Here is a 21,716-nt window from a genome sequence, read left to right on the forward strand (position 1 = left end):
TCATATCATATTAATAGTGAACATAAGGTATTTTTGTTATACTGGATTTAAGTAAATTTTGATAAAGGAGTAGATCTTATGACAAAAAAGTTAACAGGTTATTTAGGTACATATACAAAAGCAGATAGTGAAGGGGTTTATCGATTTACACTAGATATTGACCAATCAAACATAATAGATGTAACCCCTGTTGCTAAATTAGACAATCCAACGTATGTGACGCTATCAAATGATAACAACTTTTTATACGCTGTCTCTAAAGAGGGAGATCAAGGAGGTATCACAGCATTTTCCATTGATCAAGCAACAGGTGAGTTAAACAAATTAAATAGTCTTGCTCAAGCGGGTTCTCCCCCTTGCCATGTCAGTGTCAATAAGGATAATTCGATTGTAATAACAGCAAATTATCATACGAAACAAGTTGTTTCTTATTTAACAAATTCAGATGGTTCTTTAAAACAGGTTGCTGATATTGCTGAACATGAGGGTTCGGGTCCACATGAACGTCAAGAGAAGCCACACATACATTATGCGGGTTTTTCACCAGATGAAAAGTATGTTTTAGCTATTGATTTAGGTAGTGATGAGATTATAACTTATGCGATTGATAAGCTAGGTAAATTAACGAAAAAGCATGTCTTTAAAGCACCTGCAGGGAGTGGACCAAGACATTTAGCTTTTGCACCGAATGGAGAATATGCTTATGTGATGACAGAATTGTCATCAGAAGTATTAACACTCAAATATAATGCTGAGACAGGTGAGTTTTCACAGTTGCAAAGGTTAAAAGCAATTCCTGAGTCATTTAAAGAAGTGAATGATGGTAGTGCGATTCATCTGACGATGGATGGAAAATTTGTCTATGTTGGAAATAGGGGGCATAATAGTATTGCTGTCTTTAAAGTTGATTCAGTTTCTAATCAGCTTGAGTTTGTTGAGTGGACAGCAACAGAAGGGGATTGGCCACGAGACTTTGTTTTATCACCAGATGAAAAGCTGTTAATTGCTTCAAACCAGAACTCAGGAACGTTAACTGTTTTTAAACGTGATCAAGAATTAGGCAAGTTAACTTTAAAACAAACGGATGTTAAGGCACCAGAAGTTGTTTGTGTCAAATTTAATACTAAATAGACATAACAGAAATAAGTTAGTAGGTGTCTTATTTTGATAATGGATTAAAAAGTAGTAGACAACTTTATTTAGCTATGGTAAGATATGTCTAAATAAGCACATGAATCCGCTTTCGATAATTCATGTAAAAATAATCAATTTTATAATTTTTTTATGTGACTAAGTGAGATTAGGCATAGAGAAGCGTTAAAGGTTTTCGTTAATCGAATCCCTTTTGCTCTCTATGCCTTTTTTATTTGGTTGTAGCATATTTAAAGACCTCAGAAGGAGAAATCATGCATGTTAAAAAATTTATTTAAAAAAACAACAAAAAAGGAAATTATTGCACCAATATCAGGAGAACTCGTCTCTTTAGATAAAGTTCCTGATCCGGTTTTTGCGGAAAAAATGATGGGGGAAGGTGTTGCAATCATACCGATCGATGGAAAAGTCGTTGCTCCTATAAACGGAAAAGTTATTCAGATACCAAAGAGTAACCATGCGATCGGTTTAGAGGCGGAAGACGGGACTGAAATATTAATTCATATTGGTTTAGAAACAGTTGGATTAAAAGGAAGTGGATTTCAACCGCTTGTCAGCGTCAATGATCAAATTAAAATAGGTGATCCGCTCCTAGATGTAGATTTATCTTATATTAAGCAACATGTTGAAAGTATAATCACACCGGTGATTATAACCAATAGTAATACAAATAATAAAACCTATAAAACTACACCAAATGTTCAAGTCATTGCTGGACAATCACCTATTATCACTATTCTTTAATAGTAAAAAGGATAGATTGAATAAAAAGGAGTTGATATCAATGAAATTAAAGAAAAAGCTGAACAATAACGCTATTCTCGTTGTGGATGATGATAATGAAGAAAAAGTGGCAATAGGGAGTGGAATTGCTTATGGAAAGCGTAAAAATGACCTGATTAATAAGAATCAAATAGAGCAACTATTTGTAATGAAAGAAAATGAAAAGCTGCAGCAATTATTAAATCGAATCCCAGAGGAACATTTTCTTATTTCAGAAGAAATCATCTCCTATGCTGAAGACTATCTTGGAACAAAACTGAGTGAACATATTCATATCGTGCTAACAGATCATATTTCATTTGCGCTTGAGAGAATTAAAGAAGGTATTTATTTACCTAACAAATTATTAAATGAAATCAAAATTTTATATCGCGATGAATTTGAAATTGGGACATGGGCTGTTAAGCATATGCGTGATACGTTTCAATTAGATGTTCCGATTGATGAAGCTGCTCATATCGCGCTCCATATCCATACGATGAAATTGCAGGGTAGTGATTACCGCCGAACGATCAAACATACGTCCATTGTTAGAGAAATGATTCAATATATTTTAGCGAAAATGCAGCTAACGATTAAAGAAGAAGATATTGCGTATCAAAGATTAGTCACTCATTTGTATTTTACCTTATCGAGAGTTGGGCAATTTGAGGTGCATGAAATGGATGAGGAGATGTTGGCAATGATCAAAATGAAATTTTCTGAATCCTACGACTTAACAGCAGAAGTTACTCAGCTTGTTACTGATAAATATGATATTAAATTTCCAGAATCGGAGCTTGGTTATATAACGATTCATATTGAAAGATTGAACAAACTTTAATTGAAGGAGGAGATATTTGGGACCCTTTAACTTTATAAACAGATGTTATTTGAGGAGGTGAGGCGAGAAATCAATTGGACCATGCAATTTATGAAAGTATTTTATTTTTATTGAAACTGCAATTATTAATTTTAACAAAACAATAGGGATAGGAGAGATTTATTATGGTAATGAAGTATTTACAAAAACTTGGTCGATCATTAATGTTACCGGTAGCCGTTTTGCCAGCAGCTGCGATTTTAATGGGAATTGGTTATTGGATTGATCCTAGTGGATGGGGAGAGGGGAGTGCAATTGCTGCTTTCTTAATTCAAGCAGGTGGATCAATCATTGATAATATGTCGATTTTATTTGCTGTTGGTGTTGCCTTTGGTATGGCGAAGCAAAAAGATGGTTCAGCAGCTTTAAGTGGACTTGTCGCCTTTCTGGTTATAACTACACTCTTATCAACAGATACTGTGGCTATGTTGCAAGGGATTGATCCAGGTGAGGTTAATGCGGCATTTGGCAGTATAGCGAATCAGTTCATCGGAATCATTTCAGGGATCGTTGCATCAATTATGTATAACCGGTTTAGTCATGTGAAGTTACCGGATGCACTTGCTTTCTTTAGTGGGAAACGATTAGTACCGATTATGACAGCGGTTTCCATGTTAGTGGTTTCAGGAGCGCTATTTATTATTTGGCCAGTTATTTATACAGGGTTGGTTTCTTTTGGTGAGAGTATTAGTAATTTGGGAGCGCTCGGTGCAGGGTTGTACGGCTTCTTTAACCGCTTATTAATTCCAACGGGTCTACACCATGCATTGAACTCTGTTTTCTGGTTTGATGTAGCTGGGATTAATGATATTGCGAATTTCTGGTCCGGTGAAGGAGTGAAAGGTGTAACCGGCATGTATCAAGCTGGCTTCTTCCCAGTTATGATGTTCGGTCTTCCAGCAGCAGCTCTGGCAATGTACCATACTGCTAAAGAAAATAAAAGAAAAACAGTTGCTTCATTATTGATGGCAGCAGGATTTGCTTCATTTTTTACTGGAGTGACTGAACCACTTGAGTTTGGATTTATGTTCTTAGCACCTGCTCTTTACGTTGTCCACGCAGCTTTAACGGGTGTGTCATTGATTATTGCTTCAACGTTCCAATGGACCGCTGGCTTTGGTTTCAGTGCAGGTTTTGTTGACTTTTTCTTAAGTTCACAATTGCCACTCGCCAATCGACCATTAATGTTAATTGCACAAGGTCTTGTCTTTGCCGTGATTTACTATGTGCTTTTCCGTGTGATCATTATTAAATTTGATTTAAAAACACCTGGTAGGGGTGATGAAGAGTTGGAAACGGACGAAACTGGTGTTCAGCAAGAGTTCGACAGTGCGAATAAAATAGCAGTATTAGCTAAAGAAATTTACACAGCCCTTGGTGGAGATCAAAATGTGACATCTGTTGATAATTGTGTGACAAGATTAAGACTTACCGTTAAAGATGTCGATGCAGTAGATCAAAGGAGAATTAAAAATACAGGGGTATCTGGTATTAAGGTAATCGGAAAAAATGATATTCAAGTGATTGTTGGTACACAAGTTCAATTTGTTGCAGATGAAATTATGAAAATACGTTCGTAATTTGCTGTGCAGTTTAACCCATAACTAGACAATCATTACTTTTGGGCTGTATGCGATATAGAAAAATATTATAGTTCCATACAAATAAAAAGCAGTATAAAGACATGATGTTGATGAGTTTATGTTTGTCAACATCATGGTTTGTTCTTATGTTATTCACCATTATTGTAAGAAGAGTTAGTCAAAATAATCAAAGGGGATTTTAGATGAATCAATCATTAGCGATAAAACATTATAATGATTACGTAACTTATTTTTTCATTGGAGATCAGTGAATTTACAAATATTCCTGTTGTATAAAATACAAAGTCAAGCAAATACGTTACAAAGCAAGCGTCAGCTCGCTCTAGTTTTTTGTCTAGAACTTACTTGATAATGATTAATCGTTTATACAACACTAATGATTTATAAACTAACTTCAATGAAAAGGAGGAGCTTGCAATGAAAAAATTAAAAATCTTGATTTTTTCACTTTTAATGGTTATACCTGTTGTTTATGGAGCGAATAGTAAAGTAGTCGCTTCAGCTGATAATTTACTTCTAAATAAAGCGGTAGAATATTCAGGTGTAGAAGGTGGAAAAACAGATAGTGGAAATTGGCAGCATCCACACTTAGCAGGAGAAAGTGTCGTTGATGGTGACAGTGAAACGAGATGGTCAGCAGATAAAGAAGATGACCAGTGGATCATTATTGACATGGGAGAAGAAAAAAACATTAATCAAATAACTTTAGATTTTCATGCGGAAAGTCCTGAATATGAGGTGTTTGTCTCTACTGATGGCGAGACATATGAATCAGTATATATAGAGGAAGAGGGCAGTCAAGGCACGGAAAAGACAGTATATATTGAGTTAATTGATAAAACTGTACGTTATGTCAAATATCAGCAACATAAAATGTGGCAACATAGTAGTAATGGTCAAAGTTATGGCTCAAGCTTATATGAGATCGAAGCGTATGAGACTTTTAAAGCTGAAAATATTGATTTACTTTTTAATAAAGAGGTAGAGTACTCGGGTGTAGAAGGTGGAAAAACAGATAGTGAAAATTGGCGGTATCCGCAGTTTGCAGGAGAAAATGTCGTTGATGGTGACAGTGAAACGAGATGGTCAGCAGATAAAGAAGATGACCAGTGGATTATTGTTGACATGGGGGCAGAAAGATATATTAATGAAATCGTTTTAGATTTCCATGCAGAAAGTCCTGAATATGAAGTGTTAATCTCTACTGATAATGAGAACTATGAATCGATATATAAAGAGGAAAATGGAAGCCAAGGCAATCCTAATACTCTTTATATAGATGTTGATAACAAACCTGCACGATATGTGAAATATCAGCAACATAAAATGTGGCGACATAGTAGTAATGGTCAAAATTATGGCTCAAGTTTATATGCTATTGAGGCTTATGTAAATAAGCGATTACCAGAAAAGATAAATATTGAAGCAGAACATGTTCTACTAAGTCTAGGAAGATCAAGTCAATTGGAGTATAGCTTAGAACCCGAAGGAGTAGATATTTCACCGGATAGAATTGTTTGGCATAGTGATAATGAAGATATAGCCACAGTTAACCAAGAAGGTGTAGTTCAAGCACAAGGACTTGGTGAATCAGTTATTACAGCTACTATTCAAGGGACAGATATAAGTACTAGTATCTCCGTTGAGGTAATTGAAGAAAAATACCAATATTCCTTAATGCGGGAGCGTTGGAGAGAAAGATTAATAGGAAATGTTGAAATCAACGATGATGCAGATATTCAAGCTTATCGAGAACAAATTTCAGATAATAGTATGGAATTATGGGATAAGCTAAATACTTCTGAAAATAGGACTTATTTATGGGAAAGGATTCCTACGGATACAACATCTGCTGATTATACAACCCAATTTAATAATATTAAGAAATTAGCATTGGGATATTATGAGCCATCTAGTGAGTTATATCAGAATAAAGAAGTGTATGAAGAAATTCTTAATGCCATTGATTTCATGATTGATGAAAAAAATTATAACGGATCTTATTGGACAGGTAATTGGTGGGATTGGCAGATTGGTTCCCCTCAGCCATTAATAGATACACTGATTCTACTACATGATGACTTACTCGAACAAGACTATGAAAAACTCGAAAAATTTGTAAATCCAGTAAAAGGATATGCAAATGATCCAAAGAGACAATGGCCAAGTTATCGAGCGACAGGGGCTAATTTAACTGATATAGCCATTTCAGTTCTAGGAAGTGCGATTTTGCTGGAAGATGATAGTAGAATTGAATTGGTTACAGAAAGTGTACCTGAAGTGTTAGTTAATGTGACCCGTGGTGATGGTCTTTACAAAGACGGTTCACTTGTTCAGCATACTTTCTTCCCTTATAACGGGAGTTATGGGAATGAATTATTGAAAGGTGTCGGACGCATTCAAAGTATCCTTTATGATACAGATTGGGAAATTAATGATAGTAACATGACTAATTTATTTAATGTGATAGATAAAGGTTACTTACAATTAATGACCCACGGAAAGATGCCATCAATGTTTTCTGGACGAAGTATATCTAGAGCACCAGGTACTAATCCGTTCACTTCGGAATTTGAGTCAGGCAAAGAAACAATTGCTAATTTAACTTTAATTTCAAAATTTGCCCCTGAAGAACTAAAAACAAAAATTGATTCTTATGTTAAGCAATGGGTATTAGATGTAGATGGTTATTTCAATTTTTATAATCAACCAAGAGATTTTGAAGCAATAGTCGATTTAAAAGATATTATGAATAATCAAGATGTTGTGGCACACGAAGATAGATCGATCACGAATGTGTATGGTTCAATGGATCGTGTCTTTCAAAAAAATAATGATTACTCTGTAGGAATTAGTATGTATTCTAGTCGAATTGCTAATTATGAATTTGGAAATACGGAAAACAAACGAGGCTGGCATACAGCTGATGGTATGCTATACCTTTACAATAATGATTTAGCACAGTTTGATGAGGGATATTGGGTAACAATTGATTCAAAACGCTTACCAGGAACGACAGTTGACACGAAAGCTCTTGCTGATGGTGCAAATCAGTCAACAAGAAGTCCACAATCTTGGGTTGGAGGAAGTACAAATGGTGAACTAGGTGCCATTGGTATGTATTTGGATAAAACAAACACAGGTATGTCATTAACCGCTAAGAAGTCATGGTTCTTGCTAGATGGTTACATTGTTAACTTAGGAGCAGACATTAATGGAACAACTGATGCAACGATTGAGACTATTCTTGAAAATCGTTTGATTGATCCGAAACATACAGATATTCAGCAAGGAAATACGAATGGTGAGAATTATCAGTGGATAAATATTAATGGATCAGATAATCTCAATAATATGGGTTATGTCATTCCAAATACAATGGGAGAAATTGAAATTGAAACAGAAACACGTTCCGGGGAATATTTGGATATTAATGGATACTTTGTTAATGATAAAGCATATACAAATGATTTTGTGAAAATTGTAAAGAATCATGGACAATCAGTAGAAGATGAAACTTATGAATACATGATTGTACCTGGGAAAACAGATCAGGAAATGGTTCAATTAGCTGAGAGTATTCCATATCAGATGATTAGTAATACAGATAGTATTCAAGCCATTCAACATCAGAATGTATTAATGGCAAATGTATGGGAGAATAACCAAGAGATTGAAGGCATCCTTATCGAAACACCAATGTCACTTATTGTTGATGAACAAGAAGATAATGAATATAAGATTACGATGTCAAATCCTGCTCATGGTAATCTAAATTTAGTATTAAGTTTTGAAAGAGAAATTAAACAAGTTATTGAACAAGATGAGGAATTTTCAGTCGATAGTAACACAATTACTTTAAATACTAATGGGCTACAAGGCGCTTCGAGAACAATTACGATTGAATTAGAGGCATTACCAGTAGAAGAAGTTGATAAAACAGACTTAAGAGAACTGGTTGAAGCTCATGCAGATAAGCAAGAAGAAGGCTATACAGCAGACAGCTGGGAAGTATTTGCTGAAGCTATCAGTAACGCCGAAGCAGTATTAGCAGATGAAGAAGCGACACAGGAAGAAGTGAATCAAGCGTTAGAAAACTTGCAAACAGCACTTGATCAGTTAGAGGAAAAAGAAGTGGAGCCAGACAAATCTGCCTTAGTTGAATTAATAGAAATAGCAGAGAAATTAACTGAGTCTGACTACACAGAGTCGAGCTATGCTGATTTAATTGCAGCACTAGATGCTGCTCAAACAGTTTTAGCGGATGAAGAAGCAACGCAAGAAGAAGTGAACCAAGCGTTAGAAAACTTGCAAACAGCACTTGATCAGTTAGAGGAAAAAGAAGTGGAAGTCAATAAATCAATTTTAGCTGATTTAGTAGAAACAGTAGAAAAATTAACTGAGTCTGATTATACAGAAACAAGCTATGCTGATTTAGCTGAAGCGTTAGAAGCAGCTCAAACGATTTTAGCGAATGAAGAAGCGACACAGGAAGAAGTAGACCAAGCTGTAATTGCTTTGCAAGAAGCCGTTGATCAATTAGAACAAATTGATCCAGAAACTGTCGATAAATCAAAATTAAAAGTGCTGGTTGCACTTCATGCCAATAAGCAGGAAGAAGACTTTACAATAGACAGTTGGGAAGTATTTGTTGAAGCCTTAAGAAATGCCGAATCTGTGTTGGCAGATGACGAAGTGACACAGGAAGAAGTCGATCAAGCATTAGAAAACTTACAAACAGCGATTGATCAACTAGAGGAAAAGGTAGATCAATCAGCCTTAGTTGCTTTAGTAAAAGAGGCAGAGAAGCTGGATGAGACTGATTACACAGAAGCGAGCTATGCTGATTTAGTTGAAGCATTAAAAGCAGCTCAAATGATTTTAGACGCTGATGAAGTCACACAAGAAGAAGTGGATCAAGCGTTAGAAAACTTACAGACAGCGCTTGATCAGTTAGAGGAAAAAGCAGATAAGTCTGACTTAATTGACTTAGTAGAAGCTGTAGAGGAATTAGAAGAAGCTAACTACACAGAAGAAAGCTATGCCGATTTAGTTGAAGCATTAGAGGCTGCTCAAAAGATTTTAGCTGATGAAGAAGTCACGCAAGAAGAAGTGGATCAAACGTTAGAAAACTTGCAAACAGCACTTGATCAGCTAGAGGAAAAGGTAAATAAAACTGCTTTAGTTGATTTAGTAGAAAAAGCAGAGAAGTTGGATAGGAATGATTACACAGAAGTGAGTTACGCTAAATTGAGCGAAGCACTAGAAGCCGCTCAAAAGATTTTAACCGATGACGAAGCGACACAGGAGGAAGTCGATGCGGCTTTCGTAACTTTAGAACAAGCAATCGAAGATCTTGAAACTTTACAATCAGACTCAGATTCAGATTTAGAGAAGCCAGAGAGACCAAAACCAACAGATCCAAAAGATCCGTCACCAACAGAGCCAGAGGATGGATCTCCAGTCGTTGATAAAGGTAATGATGGTGATTCACTGCCAGCTACAGCAACATCAACGTATAACTGGTTATTGATTGGATTTACCCTCCTGTTAGTAAGTGGACTCATTCTACTTGTAACGAATAGAAAGAAAAAATCTATTGAATAAAAAATTGCAGGAAGAAGCTGTTGTAAGAAAACAGCTTCTTCTATTTTATCACAGATAACCGTCCGTAAAACTCGGGTCAACAATGGGTTTCGATGGGGCGAGTAACCGCAAATATCTTCGGTGGGGCGAGTAACCGCAGTCCCAGTCCCACGACGTTGGTCACGCAGGCGTTACCACACGATGTGGTGGTTTTAGCCTGTGGTCCTTCCTAATAGAGAGGAAACAAATCTATTAGGCGGGAGCTACAGGTGAGCTAATGTCCTGATTCACTCAACTAAACAAATGTTTTCGGTGGGGCGAGTAACCGCAAATATCTTCGGTGGGACGAGTAATCGCAGTCCCAGTCCCAGGACGTGAAGACGTTAGCTTGTATTCCTTATTGTCAGTGGGAGGTATGGGAACGCAGACTAAACCCGCCTCGTCTTGTGGCGACGTCTACATGACCTACATCCTGTAGGCCTAATTCCCACTGATTGAAGTTTCGTTTTATAAATTTCCCGAATTAAAATACGCTCACTAATTTGTTGGTTTTTGTGTTATAATTTGCGTTAGAAGGGGGGGAGATAAATGAATCATGAAGAGAAAATCACAAGTATGTTTGAACAGATTATGGGTAAATTAGATGAACATACTGGGATACTAACAGAACATTCTCAAATGTTAAATGAACACTCAAGAATACTAGCTGAACATTCGCAAATACTAACTGAGCATTCTCAAATACTAAATGCATTACAAGCTGGACAAGAATACCTAAAGGCAGAAATGGATGGGATGAAGATTGCCAATGATAAAGAATTTAAAAAACTGTATAGTAATCAAGAGTCTTTTAAAATTGACATTAAGCTTTTAAAAGATCAGTCATGGGAAAATAAAGCAGATATTGAGCGTATTAAAAATACAATGGGGATGGGCTAAAGTATAAAAGGGGATACTTATTTTTAAATGAATGACTTAATGACTACCTCTAAGAGTAACACCCCTCATGAATAAACTACAGTAAGTAGATAGCTACGTCATTTCCCATAATTGCTACTAATCACAATAAAAGAAATCATTCACTCCTTTACTTTTTTTCAGAAAGTTAATCCCCCAGATGCAGTTACACCAACGTATAGCTGGTTATTCGTCAGCTTTGTGAAGTTGACTTATTCTACTTGTAACAAATAGAAAAACAATTGCAACATGTTGAACATTCATCACAATAAAAATAAGGAGTGACTGCACAATCAATAACCCAATTGTGTAGTCACTCCTTTTTAATACTTGTTTAATTAGTAAACAACATGCTCTTTCTCAAATTTAGTAATTTTATCATCATGAGTTAAGGTAACCGAAATTTCATCCCAGCCATTTAGCAGCATTTCTCTAGGATATTCTGCTAAATCAAAGGTTGCTTCAAATCCTTGATTATCATAGACTTTCATTGTTTCAAGATCAACAGTTAAGTCATAATTACTGGCTTCAGCATTTTTTATTAGCTGCTGTGTTTCTGTCTCTGTTAGCACGACTGGTAAGATGCCGTTTTTAGTACAGTTATTAAAGAAGATATCGGCAAAGCTTGGTGCGATGATGACTCGGAAACCAAAATCTTCTAGTGCCCATGGCGCATGTTCACGTGAAGACCCACAGCCAAAGTTTTCACCACCTACAAGAATACTGGCGTTTTTGTATTTGGCTTGATTGAGTGAAAAGTCTTCTCTTAGTCGATCTTTTTCATCAAAACGCCAATTATAGAATAAATATTGACCAAATCCTTGGCGAGAAATTCGCTTTAAAAATTGTTTGGGAATAATTTGATCGGTATCAACATTTGCCCGGTTCAATGGATAAACAAGTCCACTGTGTTGTTTTAATGGTTCCATGTTGTTTTGCCCCCTTCTAGATTATACGAATGTTCTGATATCAACAAAATGACCAGCAATTGCTGCTGCGGTAGCCATTTCTGGGCTAACGAGGTGTGTTCTAGCATCAGTACCTTGTCTGCCTTCAAAGTTACGATTAGATGTAGATGCACATCTTTCACCAGGTGGAATCACATCATCATTCATTGCCAGACAACTACTACAACCAGGTTCTCTCCATTCAAATCCCGCTTCTAAAAATAGTTGATCAAGTCCTTTTTCTTCTGCGGCTAATTTAACGGTTTGTGAGCCAGGAACAACGATTGCTTTTACGTTTGGATTTACTTTACGTCCATTGATTACACTTGCTGCTTGTTCTAAATCCTGTAGTCTTGAATTTGTACAAGAGCCGATAAAGACGTGTTCAATCGATACAGAATTAATCGGAATATCTGCTTCAAGTCCCATATATTCCAGCGCATGCTTGATTCCATTTCGATCATTTTCATTTTCTGCATCAGCTGGATTAGGAATTGATCCGTTAATGGGGATACATTGACTTGGGTTAGTTCCCCAAGATACTTGTGGTTCTACCTCTGTTGCATTAAATGTCACTGTTCGATCATATTCAGCCTCTTTATCTGTTGCAAGGGCAAGCCATTCTTTTTTCGCTTGTTCAAACGTCTCACCTTTAGGTGCATACTCACGTCCTTGGATAAAGTCAACTGTTTTCTGATCAGGGCTGACTAATCCAGCACGAGCACCTGCTTCAATCGACATGTTGCAGATCGTCATTCGGCCTTCCATTGAGAGCTTTTTAACAGCTTCTCCTGTATATTCGATCACGTAGCCCGTGCCAAAATCAACACCGTACTTAGCAATTAAGGCAAGGATTAAATCTTTAGCTGTTACACCTGTGCCAAGCTCACCATCAATTTTTACATTTAGCGTCTTTGGTTTCGCTTGCCAGATGGTTTGGGTAGCGAGCACATGTTCCACTTCGCTCGTTCCAATTCCAAAGGCAAGAGCACCAAATGCGCCATGAGTTGATGTATGACTATCCCCACAGACAATGGTTTTACCTGGTTGAGTTAGACCAAGTTCTGGGCCAATGACATGAACAATTCCTTGATGTTTATGTCCCATGGCAGCAAGAGGAACGCCAAACTCTTGACAATTTTTTTTCAAAGTGTCCATTTGTAATTTCGATATTTCATCTTTAATGATATTCGTATGAATCGTAGGGACGTTATGATCCATTGTTGCAAAGGTTCGATTAGGCTGTCTTACTTTTCGACCTTTTAGACGTAAACCTTCAAACGCTTGAGGTGATGTGACTTCATGAATTAAGTGTAAATCAATATATAAAAGTGCGGGTCTTCCTTCTTTTTCATGAACAACATTTTTGTCCCAAATCTTTTCAATAATCGTTTTGGGTTTAGCCATTTTATTCACTCCTTTAGCTATTTATTATATTAATAATGGCTTCAGTCATTTCTTGTGTTGATACTTGAGTTCCATTTTTAACGTGAAGATCCGCAGTGTGTAAACCTTGATCGAGGCAAGCTTCAACAGCAGTTTCAATTGTTTCTGCTTCTTGATTCATTCCAAATGAGTAACGAAGCATCATAGCACTTGATAAAATCATGGCAATAGGATTGGCAATACCTTGCCCTGCAATATCTGGTGCTGAACCATGAGCCGGTTCATAAAGACCCACGCCATTTTCTGCAAGACTAGCCGATGGCAGCATACCAAGTGAACCTGTTAATACAGAAGCTTCATCACTTAAAATATCGCCAAACATATTCTCAGTTACGATGACGTCAAATTGATTTGGCTGTGTAATGAGTTTCATGGCTGCCGCATCAACTAAACAATGTTCAACTTCAACATCTGGATAGTTTACTTTTTCTGCTTCGACGATTTCACGCCACATTTTACTTGATTCTAAGACATTTGCTTTATCAACTGATGTGAGTTTTTTCTTACGCAACGTGGCACTTTCAAACCCTTTCTTAACAATCCGTTCAATTTCTGAACGCGTATAAGCAAGTGTGTCAATAACACGTTCACCATCATTTTGTCTCTCACTTGGGCGGCCAAAATATAAACCACCAGTTAGCTCACGGACGATTAAAAGGTCACTGCCTTGAATGTTCTTTTCTTTTAAAGGTGAAGCGTGTAATAATTGTTTAAATCCTTTGACAGGTCGTAAATTAGCGTAAAGATCTAATGCCTTTCGAATCGCTAATAGACCACGTTCTGGTCGAAGATCAGATGGATTTTGATCCCACTTTGGACCGCCAACGGCACCAAGTAGGATTGCGTCAGCTTTCTCAGCGGCTATAACTGTTGGTTCAGGCAATGGATGATTGACTTCATCGATTGCTGCACCACCAATTAGTTGGTAGTCAAAATCAAATTGATGATTAAATTTAGTTGCAATGACTTCTAAGATGGCAACAGAGCTCTCAAGTATTTCAGGACCAATTCCATCACCAGGCAGTAAGACAATATGTTTATTCATTGTTCTTTCCCCCTTAATCAACCTTTTTCTTAATGAAAATACGATTGACTGCATTTAAAAAAGCATGTGTGGCAGCTTCAAGCACATCTTGTGCTGTTCCACGACCGCTAACTGATTGTTCGTTAACATTTAAGTGAACATGGACTTCAGCTAATGCATCTTTACCTTTGCCAATTGAGCTTAACGTAAAATCTGTTAATTGCACCTTTTCTTCAATAAGTGACTCAATCGTATGATAAAGAGCTTCAACGCTTCCGGCACCACTTTTTTCACCAGTTACGATCTTTTGGCTAGGTGTTTCAAGTGTAACTGTAGCAGTGGGGGAATGAGCTGAGTCATAGTGGACTTGAAATGAATGAAGTTGATACTGTTTTCGATGACTTACATCCGTTTGAATATCCATTAAAAGAACAAATAGATCGTCATCAGTCACTTCTTTTTTGCGATCGGTCAATTGTTTGAAAGATTTAAAAGCTTCTGAAATTTTTTCTTCAGACAAAGTAAATCCCAGTTGGGTGATGCGATCTTTAAAAGCATGTCGGCCAGAGTGCTTTCCTAACACGAGATTATTTGATTGAACACCGACAAGCTCAGGTGTAATAATTTCATAGGTTTGCGTGTTTTTCAAAACACCATCTTGGTGGATACCTGATTCATGCGCAAAGGCATTTCGTCCAACAACAGCTTTATTCCCTGGTACAATCATTCCAGTCAATTTACTAATCATATCACTCGTTCGTTTGATTTCTTTTAATACTAATTGCGTTTTAAAAGGATAAAAATCTTTTCTAATTTCAAGGCCAACAGCCAATTCTTCTAAAGCAACATTACCTGCTCGTTCACCAATACCGTTAATGGTTCCTTCAACTTGAGTGGCCCCATTTTGAATCCCAGCGATGGTGTTTGCGACAGCCATACCTAAGTCGTCATGGCAGTGGGTTGATAGGTCCACTTGATTGATATTAGGGACATTTTCTTTCACATATTTAAACATTTCACCATATTCTTTAGGGGTTGTGTAGCCAACCGTGTCAGGTAAATTAACCACTGTTGCACCAGCAGCAATGACTTTTTCAATAATTGTTGCTAGAAAGGGTAGATCAGAACGTGAAGCATCTTCAGCTGACCATTCAACGTCTGAACACTTTTCTTTAGCATATTTCACCATTTCAACAGCAATGTCTATCACTTCTTCTGGTGTCTTTTTTAATTTGTCTTTCATGTGAATAGGGGAGGTAGCTATAAACACGTGAATTCTCGGCTTTTTAGCCTCTTTAATCGCTTCCCATGCTTGATCAATATCATTTTTATTTGCTCTTGCTAATGCTGTTACAGTTGATTTTGTTATCGTTTGGGCAATTTTTTCAACGGCATTAAAATCACCTTGTGAGGAAGCAGGAAATCCTGCTTCCATCACATCTACATTTAGTCGTTCTAGTTGTTTGGCGATTTCTAATTTTTCAAGTTGATTCAAATTAACACCGGGTGATTGCTCACCATCTCTAAGTGTTGTGTCAAAAATCTTAATTTGAGTCATCCGAGACCACTTCCTTTTTAGCATTTGCTCTTTGCTTAACAAATGGCATTAAATCACGGAGTTCTCTACCTACCTTTTCAATTTGGTGATTTTTTTCGGCTTGATTAATCGCATTAAATTGTGGGCGATTTGTTTGATTTTCAACGATCCAATCTTTAGCAAATTTCCCTGTTTGGATATCAGTTAGCACATCTTTCATTCGGTCTTTTGTTTCTGCATTAATCACACGTGGTCCAGAAACAAAGTCTCCCCATTGTGCTGTATCAGAAATAGAGTATCTCATACCTTCAAGTCCATTTTCATACATTAGGTCAACAATTAATTTAAGCTCATGCATACATTCGAAATAAGCCACTTCTGGTTGATAGCCAGCTTCTACTAGTGTTTCAAAGCCTGCTTTCACAAGACTTGTTGCACCACCACAAAGGACAGCTTGCTCTCCAAAAAGATCGGTTTCTGTTTCTTCTTGGAAGGATGTTTCAAGAATACCAGCACGACCGGCGCCAATGCCCTTTGCATACGCTAAGGCTAGGTCTTTGGCTTCTCCAGTGTAGTCTTGATAAATACCATAGAGAGCAGGTACACCAGCACCATCTTCAAATGTTCGACGGACAAGATGCCCAGGGCCCTTAGGAGCTACCAAGAACACATCCACATTTTCTGGTGGTGTAATTTGACTGAAGTGAATATTAAAACCATGTGCAAAAACAAGTGCATTGCCTTCTTCAAGATGTGCTTCGATACTTTCTTGATAAACTTTAGGCTGCATTTCGTCTGGGAGTAAGATCATGATTACATCAGCTTCTTTACTTGCTTCTGCTACTGTCTTTACATCTACTCCATCTTCATAGGCTTGATCCCATGATTTACCTTTTCTCAATCCGACAACAACGTCAAAGCCACTTTCTTTTAAGTTAAGTGCGTGGGCATGACCTTGTGAACCATATCCAATCACTGCTATTTTCTTTCCTTTTAGAACGTCCTCTTGAATCTGATTATTATAAACTACTTTTGCCATGAAAAATCATTCCTCTCAAATATTATTATTATTGTAAATGTATAAACTACATTTAACTAGTAAATTGAATGGCTTTCCCTAATCTAAGAGTGAGAAGGGGGCCTGATCTTGACTCGATTGTGGTTGTTGACCACGTAGGAAGGCCGTTACACCTGTACGAGCAAGATCTTTGATACCATAAGGCTTTAGTAAATCAATCAGGGCCTCAACTTTTTCCGATTTACCTGTGACTTGAATAGAAAGCGTATCCTTACTGACATCAATAACTGTAGCTCGAAAAGGCTCAATGATACCTTGAATTTCTGAGCGTAATTGGGCATTACTTGTAATTTTAATTAATGCCAGTTCACGGGCAACGATTGCTTTGTCGGTAATATCAGAAACTTTAATCACATCAATTTGTTTATTAAGTTGTTTGGTGATTTGTTCTAATTTTTGAAAATCTTCGACATCAACAATAAAAGTAATTCGGGACATGCCCTCTTGTTCAGTGCGACCAACTGAAATACTATCAATATTAAATTGCCGTTTTTGTAATAAGCCAGTAATTCGATTTAAGACACCACTGCGGTTTCTTACTTTTGCTGTTATGATTCGCTTCATGGTTTCACCCCTATCATCTCATGTAATCCTTTACCTGGCGCGATCATTGGATAAACATTTTCTTGTTGGAGTACACGTGCATCGATAAGAACAGGTCCATCATCTGCTAATAAGCTAGGAAGTTGCTGATCAAAGTCCTCTTTCGTATCGATTCTAACACCTTTGATTTGGTAAGCTTCAGCAAGCTTAACGAAATCAGGTTGAATATTAAAAATGGATTCAGAATAGCGTTCAGAATAGAATTCTTCTTGCCATTGTCTAACCATGCCAAGCGCTTCATTATTAACAATAACGATCTTGATTGGGAGACGTCTTTCTTGTAAGATAGACATTTCCTGTAACGTCATTTGAAAACCGCCATCACCAACAATTGCAATCACGAGATCATCTGGTGCAGCCAGCTGAGCACCAATTGAAGCTGGGAAGCCAAAACCCATAGTCCCAAGCCCGCCAGAGCTTACCCAGCGATTTGGCTTATTAAATTTGTAGTATTGAGCTGACCACATTTGATGTTGCCCAACATCAGTCGTCACAATTGCAGTTCCTTTTGTTTCTTGATAAACCTTTTCAATAACATATTGACCAATCATATCTTTCTTAGGCTGGTTATACCATAATGGGAAAGTTTCTTTTTGGTTCTGTACATGTTCATCCCACTTTGAAAAATCAGGTGTTTGATCAATTTGTTTATCCATTTCCTCTAAAACGAATTTTGCATCACCAACAATAGGAATATGAGTATTAACATTTTTACCGATTTCAGCAGGATCGATATCAATATGAGCGACAATTGCTGATGGGGAGAAATGATCAAGGTTCCCCGTCAATCGATCATCAAAGCGTGACCCAATGTTGATTAGAAGATCAGTTTCATAGAGCGCCATATTCGCTGCATACGTTCCATGCATCCCACCCATACCTAAGAAAAGCTCATGATTACCAGGAAAAGTCCCCAAACCTTGCAATGTGTTAACAACTGGAATTCTATGTTTCTCAGCAAAAGCAATCAATAGTTCTGATGCCTTAGCAAATTGAATACCTGCACCCGCTAAAATAACAGGTTTATTTGAACTAACAAGTGCCTCTTTCAATTTTTTTACCTGGTTAGGGTTTGGATTAATTTTAGGCTGATATCCAGGTAATGTAAAGGAACTATCGTATGAATCCGCGCATGGATTGGCTGCGATGTCTTTAGGGATATCAATTAATACTGGCCCCGGACGACCTGACGTTGCGATATGAAAGGCCTCTTTAATGATTCGAGGCAAATCGTTAATTTGCCGTACTTGATAATTATGCTTGGTAATCGGGGTTGTAATTCCCATAACATCTGCTTCTTGAAAAGCATCTGTTCCAATTACGTTTTGAGCAACCTGCCCGGTAAAAATAACAAGTGGAAGTGAATCCATCATTGCATCTGCTATACCTGTTACGAGATTAGTTGCACCCGGACCAGATGTTGCGATGACAACTCCTGGTTTTCCAGAAATTCGAGCATATCCCTCAGCAGCATGAATCGATCCTTGCTCATGTCGAGCTAATACTTGATCGAAATGGCTCCTCTTTTTAAACAAAGCGTCAAAAATAGGTAGAACGGCGCCACCAGGGTAACCGAATAATGTCTTAACATCAGCTTCAAGTAATGCTTCAATTAACAGATCAGATCCTGTCTTAGGGCCTGTTGCGGTGTCTTGTTCCATGTTAACTGATTTAGCCATTTTAAATCCCTCCTAAATTATAATAAATGTAAATTGAATGGATAAGTTTCATATAATAAAAAAGACCATTTCTCTCTAAATAATCTACAGATGTCTGCAGTATTACAAGGGAGAAAAGATCTTAACTTTTCACGGTACCACCCTGATTCACTTCGTCTTTAAGACGAAATCTCATTAAGTCAGTAGCCTGACTCTATTTGATAACGGGTCTAAAAAAGTGAGACCCGGTTAAATCTAAAAGGAAAAGTTCCGTTCAATTTAACTACTCAAAGACGATGTCAGAATAAATGTATTTCCGGGCTTCCAGCAACCCCGGCTCTCTGTCAATACATGGGTTTTATTCTTTTTATCTTATCATCGTAATCTAATGATATGTGAATTTTTAGAAATCTTGACTAACTTATTTTCTCAACTGTTCTTATAACTATATTATAATTGTAAAAATTATTTCCTGTTGATTTATTAAAAGTCCATGATTCCACCAGTATTAGCAGATGTCACCAGTTTAGCATATTTACCTAAATAACCAGTATTGATCTTTGGTTCTGGTTTAACCCATGTCGTTCGTCTTTTTTCTAGCTCATTATCGCTAACCGATAATTCAATCGTTCGGGCAGGTAAGTCAATGATGATTTCATCACCTGTTTCAACTAATGCTATAGGTCCGCCTTCTTGAGCTTCAGGTGAAATATGTCCAATTGAAATGCCTCGTGAAGCACCTGAAAAACGACCATCAGTGATTAAAGCAACCTCTTTATCTAGTTCTCTACCAGCAATAGCAGCTGTGGGTGCTAACATTTCAGGCATCCCTGGTCCACCTTTTGGTCCTTCATAACGGATAACAACGACATCGCCAGCTTTTACCGTTCCATCATTAATCCCTGCTTGAGCTTCATCCTGTGATTCGAAAACGACAGCTTTACCAACAAAACGTTTGATTGACGGATCGACCGCACCTACTTTAATGACAGCTCCATTAGGGGCAATATTTCCATATAGTATGGATAAACCTCCTACTGGGCTATATGGATTTTCAATGGGATGAATCACACGTTCATTTTTTATCTGCTGATTTTTCACATTTTCATAGATTGTCTTTCCAGTGACTGTGATTCGATCTTTATGAATGACATCATCAAGACGACAGAGTTCCCGAATAATTGCACTAACTCCTCCTGCAAGATGAACATCATGCATGGTGTAATCAGAAGCAGGGCTTATCTTAGCTAAATAAGGGACGCGCTCAGCAATCTCATTAATGCGTTTTAAATCATAATCAATGCCAGCTTCATTTGCAATTGCCAACGTATGAAGAACGGTATTTGTTGAACCACCCATCGCCATATCTAAAGCAAAAGCATCATCAATGGTATCTTTTGTAATAATATCACGTGGTTTAATATCTTTTTTAATTAAATCGATGAGATGATGGGCTGCTTGATAAATAAGTTCATGTCGCTCATCAGACGTAGCAACGATTGTTCCATTTCCCGGAATCGTTACACCGAGCATTTCCATCAATGAATTCATGGAATTTGCGGTAAACATACCTGAACATGAACCACATGTTGGGCAAGCTAGTGTTTCAAGTTCTTTTAACTCTTGTTCAGTCATATTACCTGAATGTACGGCGCCAACTCCTTCAAACATAGACATCAGTGAGAGGTGTTCACCATCAGGCGATACACCGCCTTCCATGGGTCCGCCAGAGACGAAAACGGACGGGACATTTGTTCTAACTGAAGCCATTAGCATACCGGGTGTGATTTTATCACAATTTGGAATATAGAAAACGCCATCGAACCAGTGTGCGTTGATGACTGTTTCTGCACTGTCAGCAATGATCTCTCGACTAGGTAGGGAATAACGCATCCCGATATGTCCCATTGCAATACCATCATCAACACCAATTGTATTAAATTCAAAAGGAATCCCACCAGCTTCCCGGATAGCCTCTTTTACAACTTCAGCAAACTTATTTAAATGCCTATGACCAGGAATAATATCTACATAAGAGTTACAGACCCCAATAAATGGTTTGCCTAAATCTTTTGTTTTTACTCCAGTTGCATGTAAAAGACTTCGATGGGGAGCACGATCCATTCCTGTTTTTATCATGTCACTTCTCAATTGTCTACGCTCCTCACAATTACTATCACCGACGACTAAACTGAAATAATGAAATTTATTTATTTGTCTAAATAGTAAAAAAATTATTGGTTGTCGACAATCATACATCCAAATTGAATAATGGTCAACTGGTTTAGTGAAAATTTTCTGATTTTTTTGTTAAATGGTTATTTTTTATTTATCTGGCTTTCGAGATACACAATATAATGCTATTTTTTCCAAATAATTAATTGAAGTTGTACTTGATATTTTTTTCTATCAAAAGACAATGCCGCTACATAAAAAAATAAAACTCACGTCAAGGAGAAGGTCACGCGAAGGTGTGATA

Annotated in this window: 14 protein-coding genes; 6 read left to right on the forward strand and 8 right to left on the reverse strand. The window is 37.2% G+C overall.

From position 1 onward, the window contains the following. Positions 1 to 78: 78 nt before the first annotated feature. From ACS127_RS11240 to ACS127_RS11265, 6 genes are all read left to right on the forward strand, one after another. On the forward strand, positions 79 to 1,131 hold the full coding sequence (locus tag ACS127_RS11240) for a lactonase family protein (RefSeq protein ID WP_440895137.1): 1,053 nt from the start codon (positions 79 to 81) through the stop codon (positions 1,129 to 1,131). A 279-nt stretch (positions 1,132 to 1,410) separates the two neighbouring features. Continuing rightward, positions 1,411 to 1,896, forward strand: coding sequence for a PTS sugar transporter subunit IIA (locus ACS127_RS11245; protein ID WP_440895138.1), 486 nt, complete (start codon positions 1,411 to 1,413; stop codon positions 1,894 to 1,896). Positions 1,897 to 1,936: 40 nt separating this feature from the next. Further along, on the forward strand, positions 1,937 to 2,758 hold the full coding sequence (locus tag ACS127_RS11250; protein ID WP_440895139.1) for a PRD domain-containing protein: 822 nt from the start codon (positions 1,937 to 1,939) through the stop codon (positions 2,756 to 2,758). Between the two features lie 164 nt (positions 2,759 to 2,922). Then, complete coding sequence (gene nagE / locus ACS127_RS11255; protein ID WP_440895140.1) at positions 2,923 to 4,377, forward strand: N-acetylglucosamine-specific PTS transporter subunit IIBC; 1,455 nt, start codon at positions 2,923 to 2,925, stop codon at positions 4,375 to 4,377. A 441-nt stretch (positions 4,378 to 4,818) separates the two neighbouring features. Next, positions 4,819 to 10,008 (forward strand): polysaccharide lyase family 8 super-sandwich domain-containing protein, encoded by a 5,190-nt coding sequence (locus ACS127_RS11260; RefSeq protein WP_440895141.1) that lies wholly within the window; start codon positions 4,819 to 4,821, stop codon positions 10,006 to 10,008. Positions 10,009 to 10,575: 567 nt separating this feature from the next. Then, the gene (locus ACS127_RS11265) at positions 10,576 to 10,926 is read left to right on the forward strand and encodes a hypothetical protein (RefSeq protein WP_440895142.1); all 351 of its coding nucleotides are present in this window, start codon (positions 10,576 to 10,578) and stop codon (positions 10,924 to 10,926) included. 356 nt (positions 10,927 to 11,282) lie between these two features. Here ACS127_RS11265 and leuD read toward each other — a convergent pair whose 3' ends face one another. The 8 genes from leuD to ilvD all read right to left on the reverse strand — a co-directional run bounded on the left by leuD (position 11,283) and on the right by ilvD (position 21,388). Further along, a complete protein-coding gene (gene leuD / locus ACS127_RS11270) occupies positions 11,283 to 11,873 on the reverse strand; it encodes a 3-isopropylmalate dehydratase small subunit (RefSeq protein WP_440895143.1) in 591 nt (196 codons plus the stop codon). 21 nt (positions 11,874 to 11,894) lie between these two features. Then, positions 11,895 to 13,298: a 3-isopropylmalate dehydratase large subunit gene (gene leuC, locus ACS127_RS11275; protein WP_440895144.1), complete on the reverse strand. Its 1,404-nt coding sequence runs from the start codon at positions 13,296 to 13,298 to the stop codon at positions 11,895 to 11,897. A gap of 13 nt (positions 13,299 to 13,311) precedes the next feature. Next, on the reverse strand, positions 13,312 to 14,382 hold the full coding sequence (leuB, locus tag ACS127_RS11280) for a 3-isopropylmalate dehydrogenase (RefSeq protein WP_440895145.1): 1,071 nt from the start codon (positions 14,380 to 14,382) through the stop codon (positions 13,312 to 13,314). 13 nt (positions 14,383 to 14,395) lie between these two features. Then, complete coding sequence (locus ACS127_RS11285) at positions 14,396 to 15,919, reverse strand: 2-isopropylmalate synthase (RefSeq protein ID WP_440895146.1); 1,524 nt, start codon at positions 15,917 to 15,919, stop codon at positions 14,396 to 14,398. Next, a complete protein-coding gene (gene ilvC / locus ACS127_RS11290; RefSeq protein ID WP_440895147.1) occupies positions 15,906 to 16,937 on the reverse strand; it encodes a ketol-acid reductoisomerase in 1,032 nt (343 codons plus the stop codon). Before ilvC ends, ACS127_RS11285 begins: the two co-directional genes overlap by 14 nt. 78 nt (positions 16,938 to 17,015) lie before the next feature. After that, positions 17,016 to 17,540 carry an acetolactate synthase small subunit gene (gene ilvN / locus ACS127_RS11295; RefSeq protein ID WP_440895148.1) on the reverse strand — a complete coding sequence of 175 codons (525 nt, stop codon included), beginning with the start codon at positions 17,538 to 17,540 and terminating at the stop codon, positions 17,016 to 17,018. Then, on the reverse strand, positions 17,537 to 19,258 hold the full coding sequence (gene ilvB / locus ACS127_RS11300; RefSeq protein WP_440895149.1) for a biosynthetic-type acetolactate synthase large subunit: 1,722 nt from the start codon (positions 19,256 to 19,258) through the stop codon (positions 17,537 to 17,539). Before ilvB ends, ilvN begins: the two co-directional genes overlap by 4 nt. 462 nt (positions 19,259 to 19,720) lie before the next feature. Continuing rightward, positions 19,721 to 21,388 (reverse strand): dihydroxy-acid dehydratase, encoded by a 1,668-nt coding sequence (gene ilvD / locus ACS127_RS11305; RefSeq protein ID WP_440895150.1) that lies wholly within the window; start codon positions 21,386 to 21,388, stop codon positions 19,721 to 19,723. Positions 21,389 to 21,716: the final 328 nt, after the last annotated feature.

Origin of the sequence: Amphibacillus sp. Q70, from assembly GCF_052055485.1 — a bacterium.
Taxonomy (GTDB): Bacteria; Bacillota; Bacilli; order Bacillales; family Amphibacillaceae; genus Amphibacillus.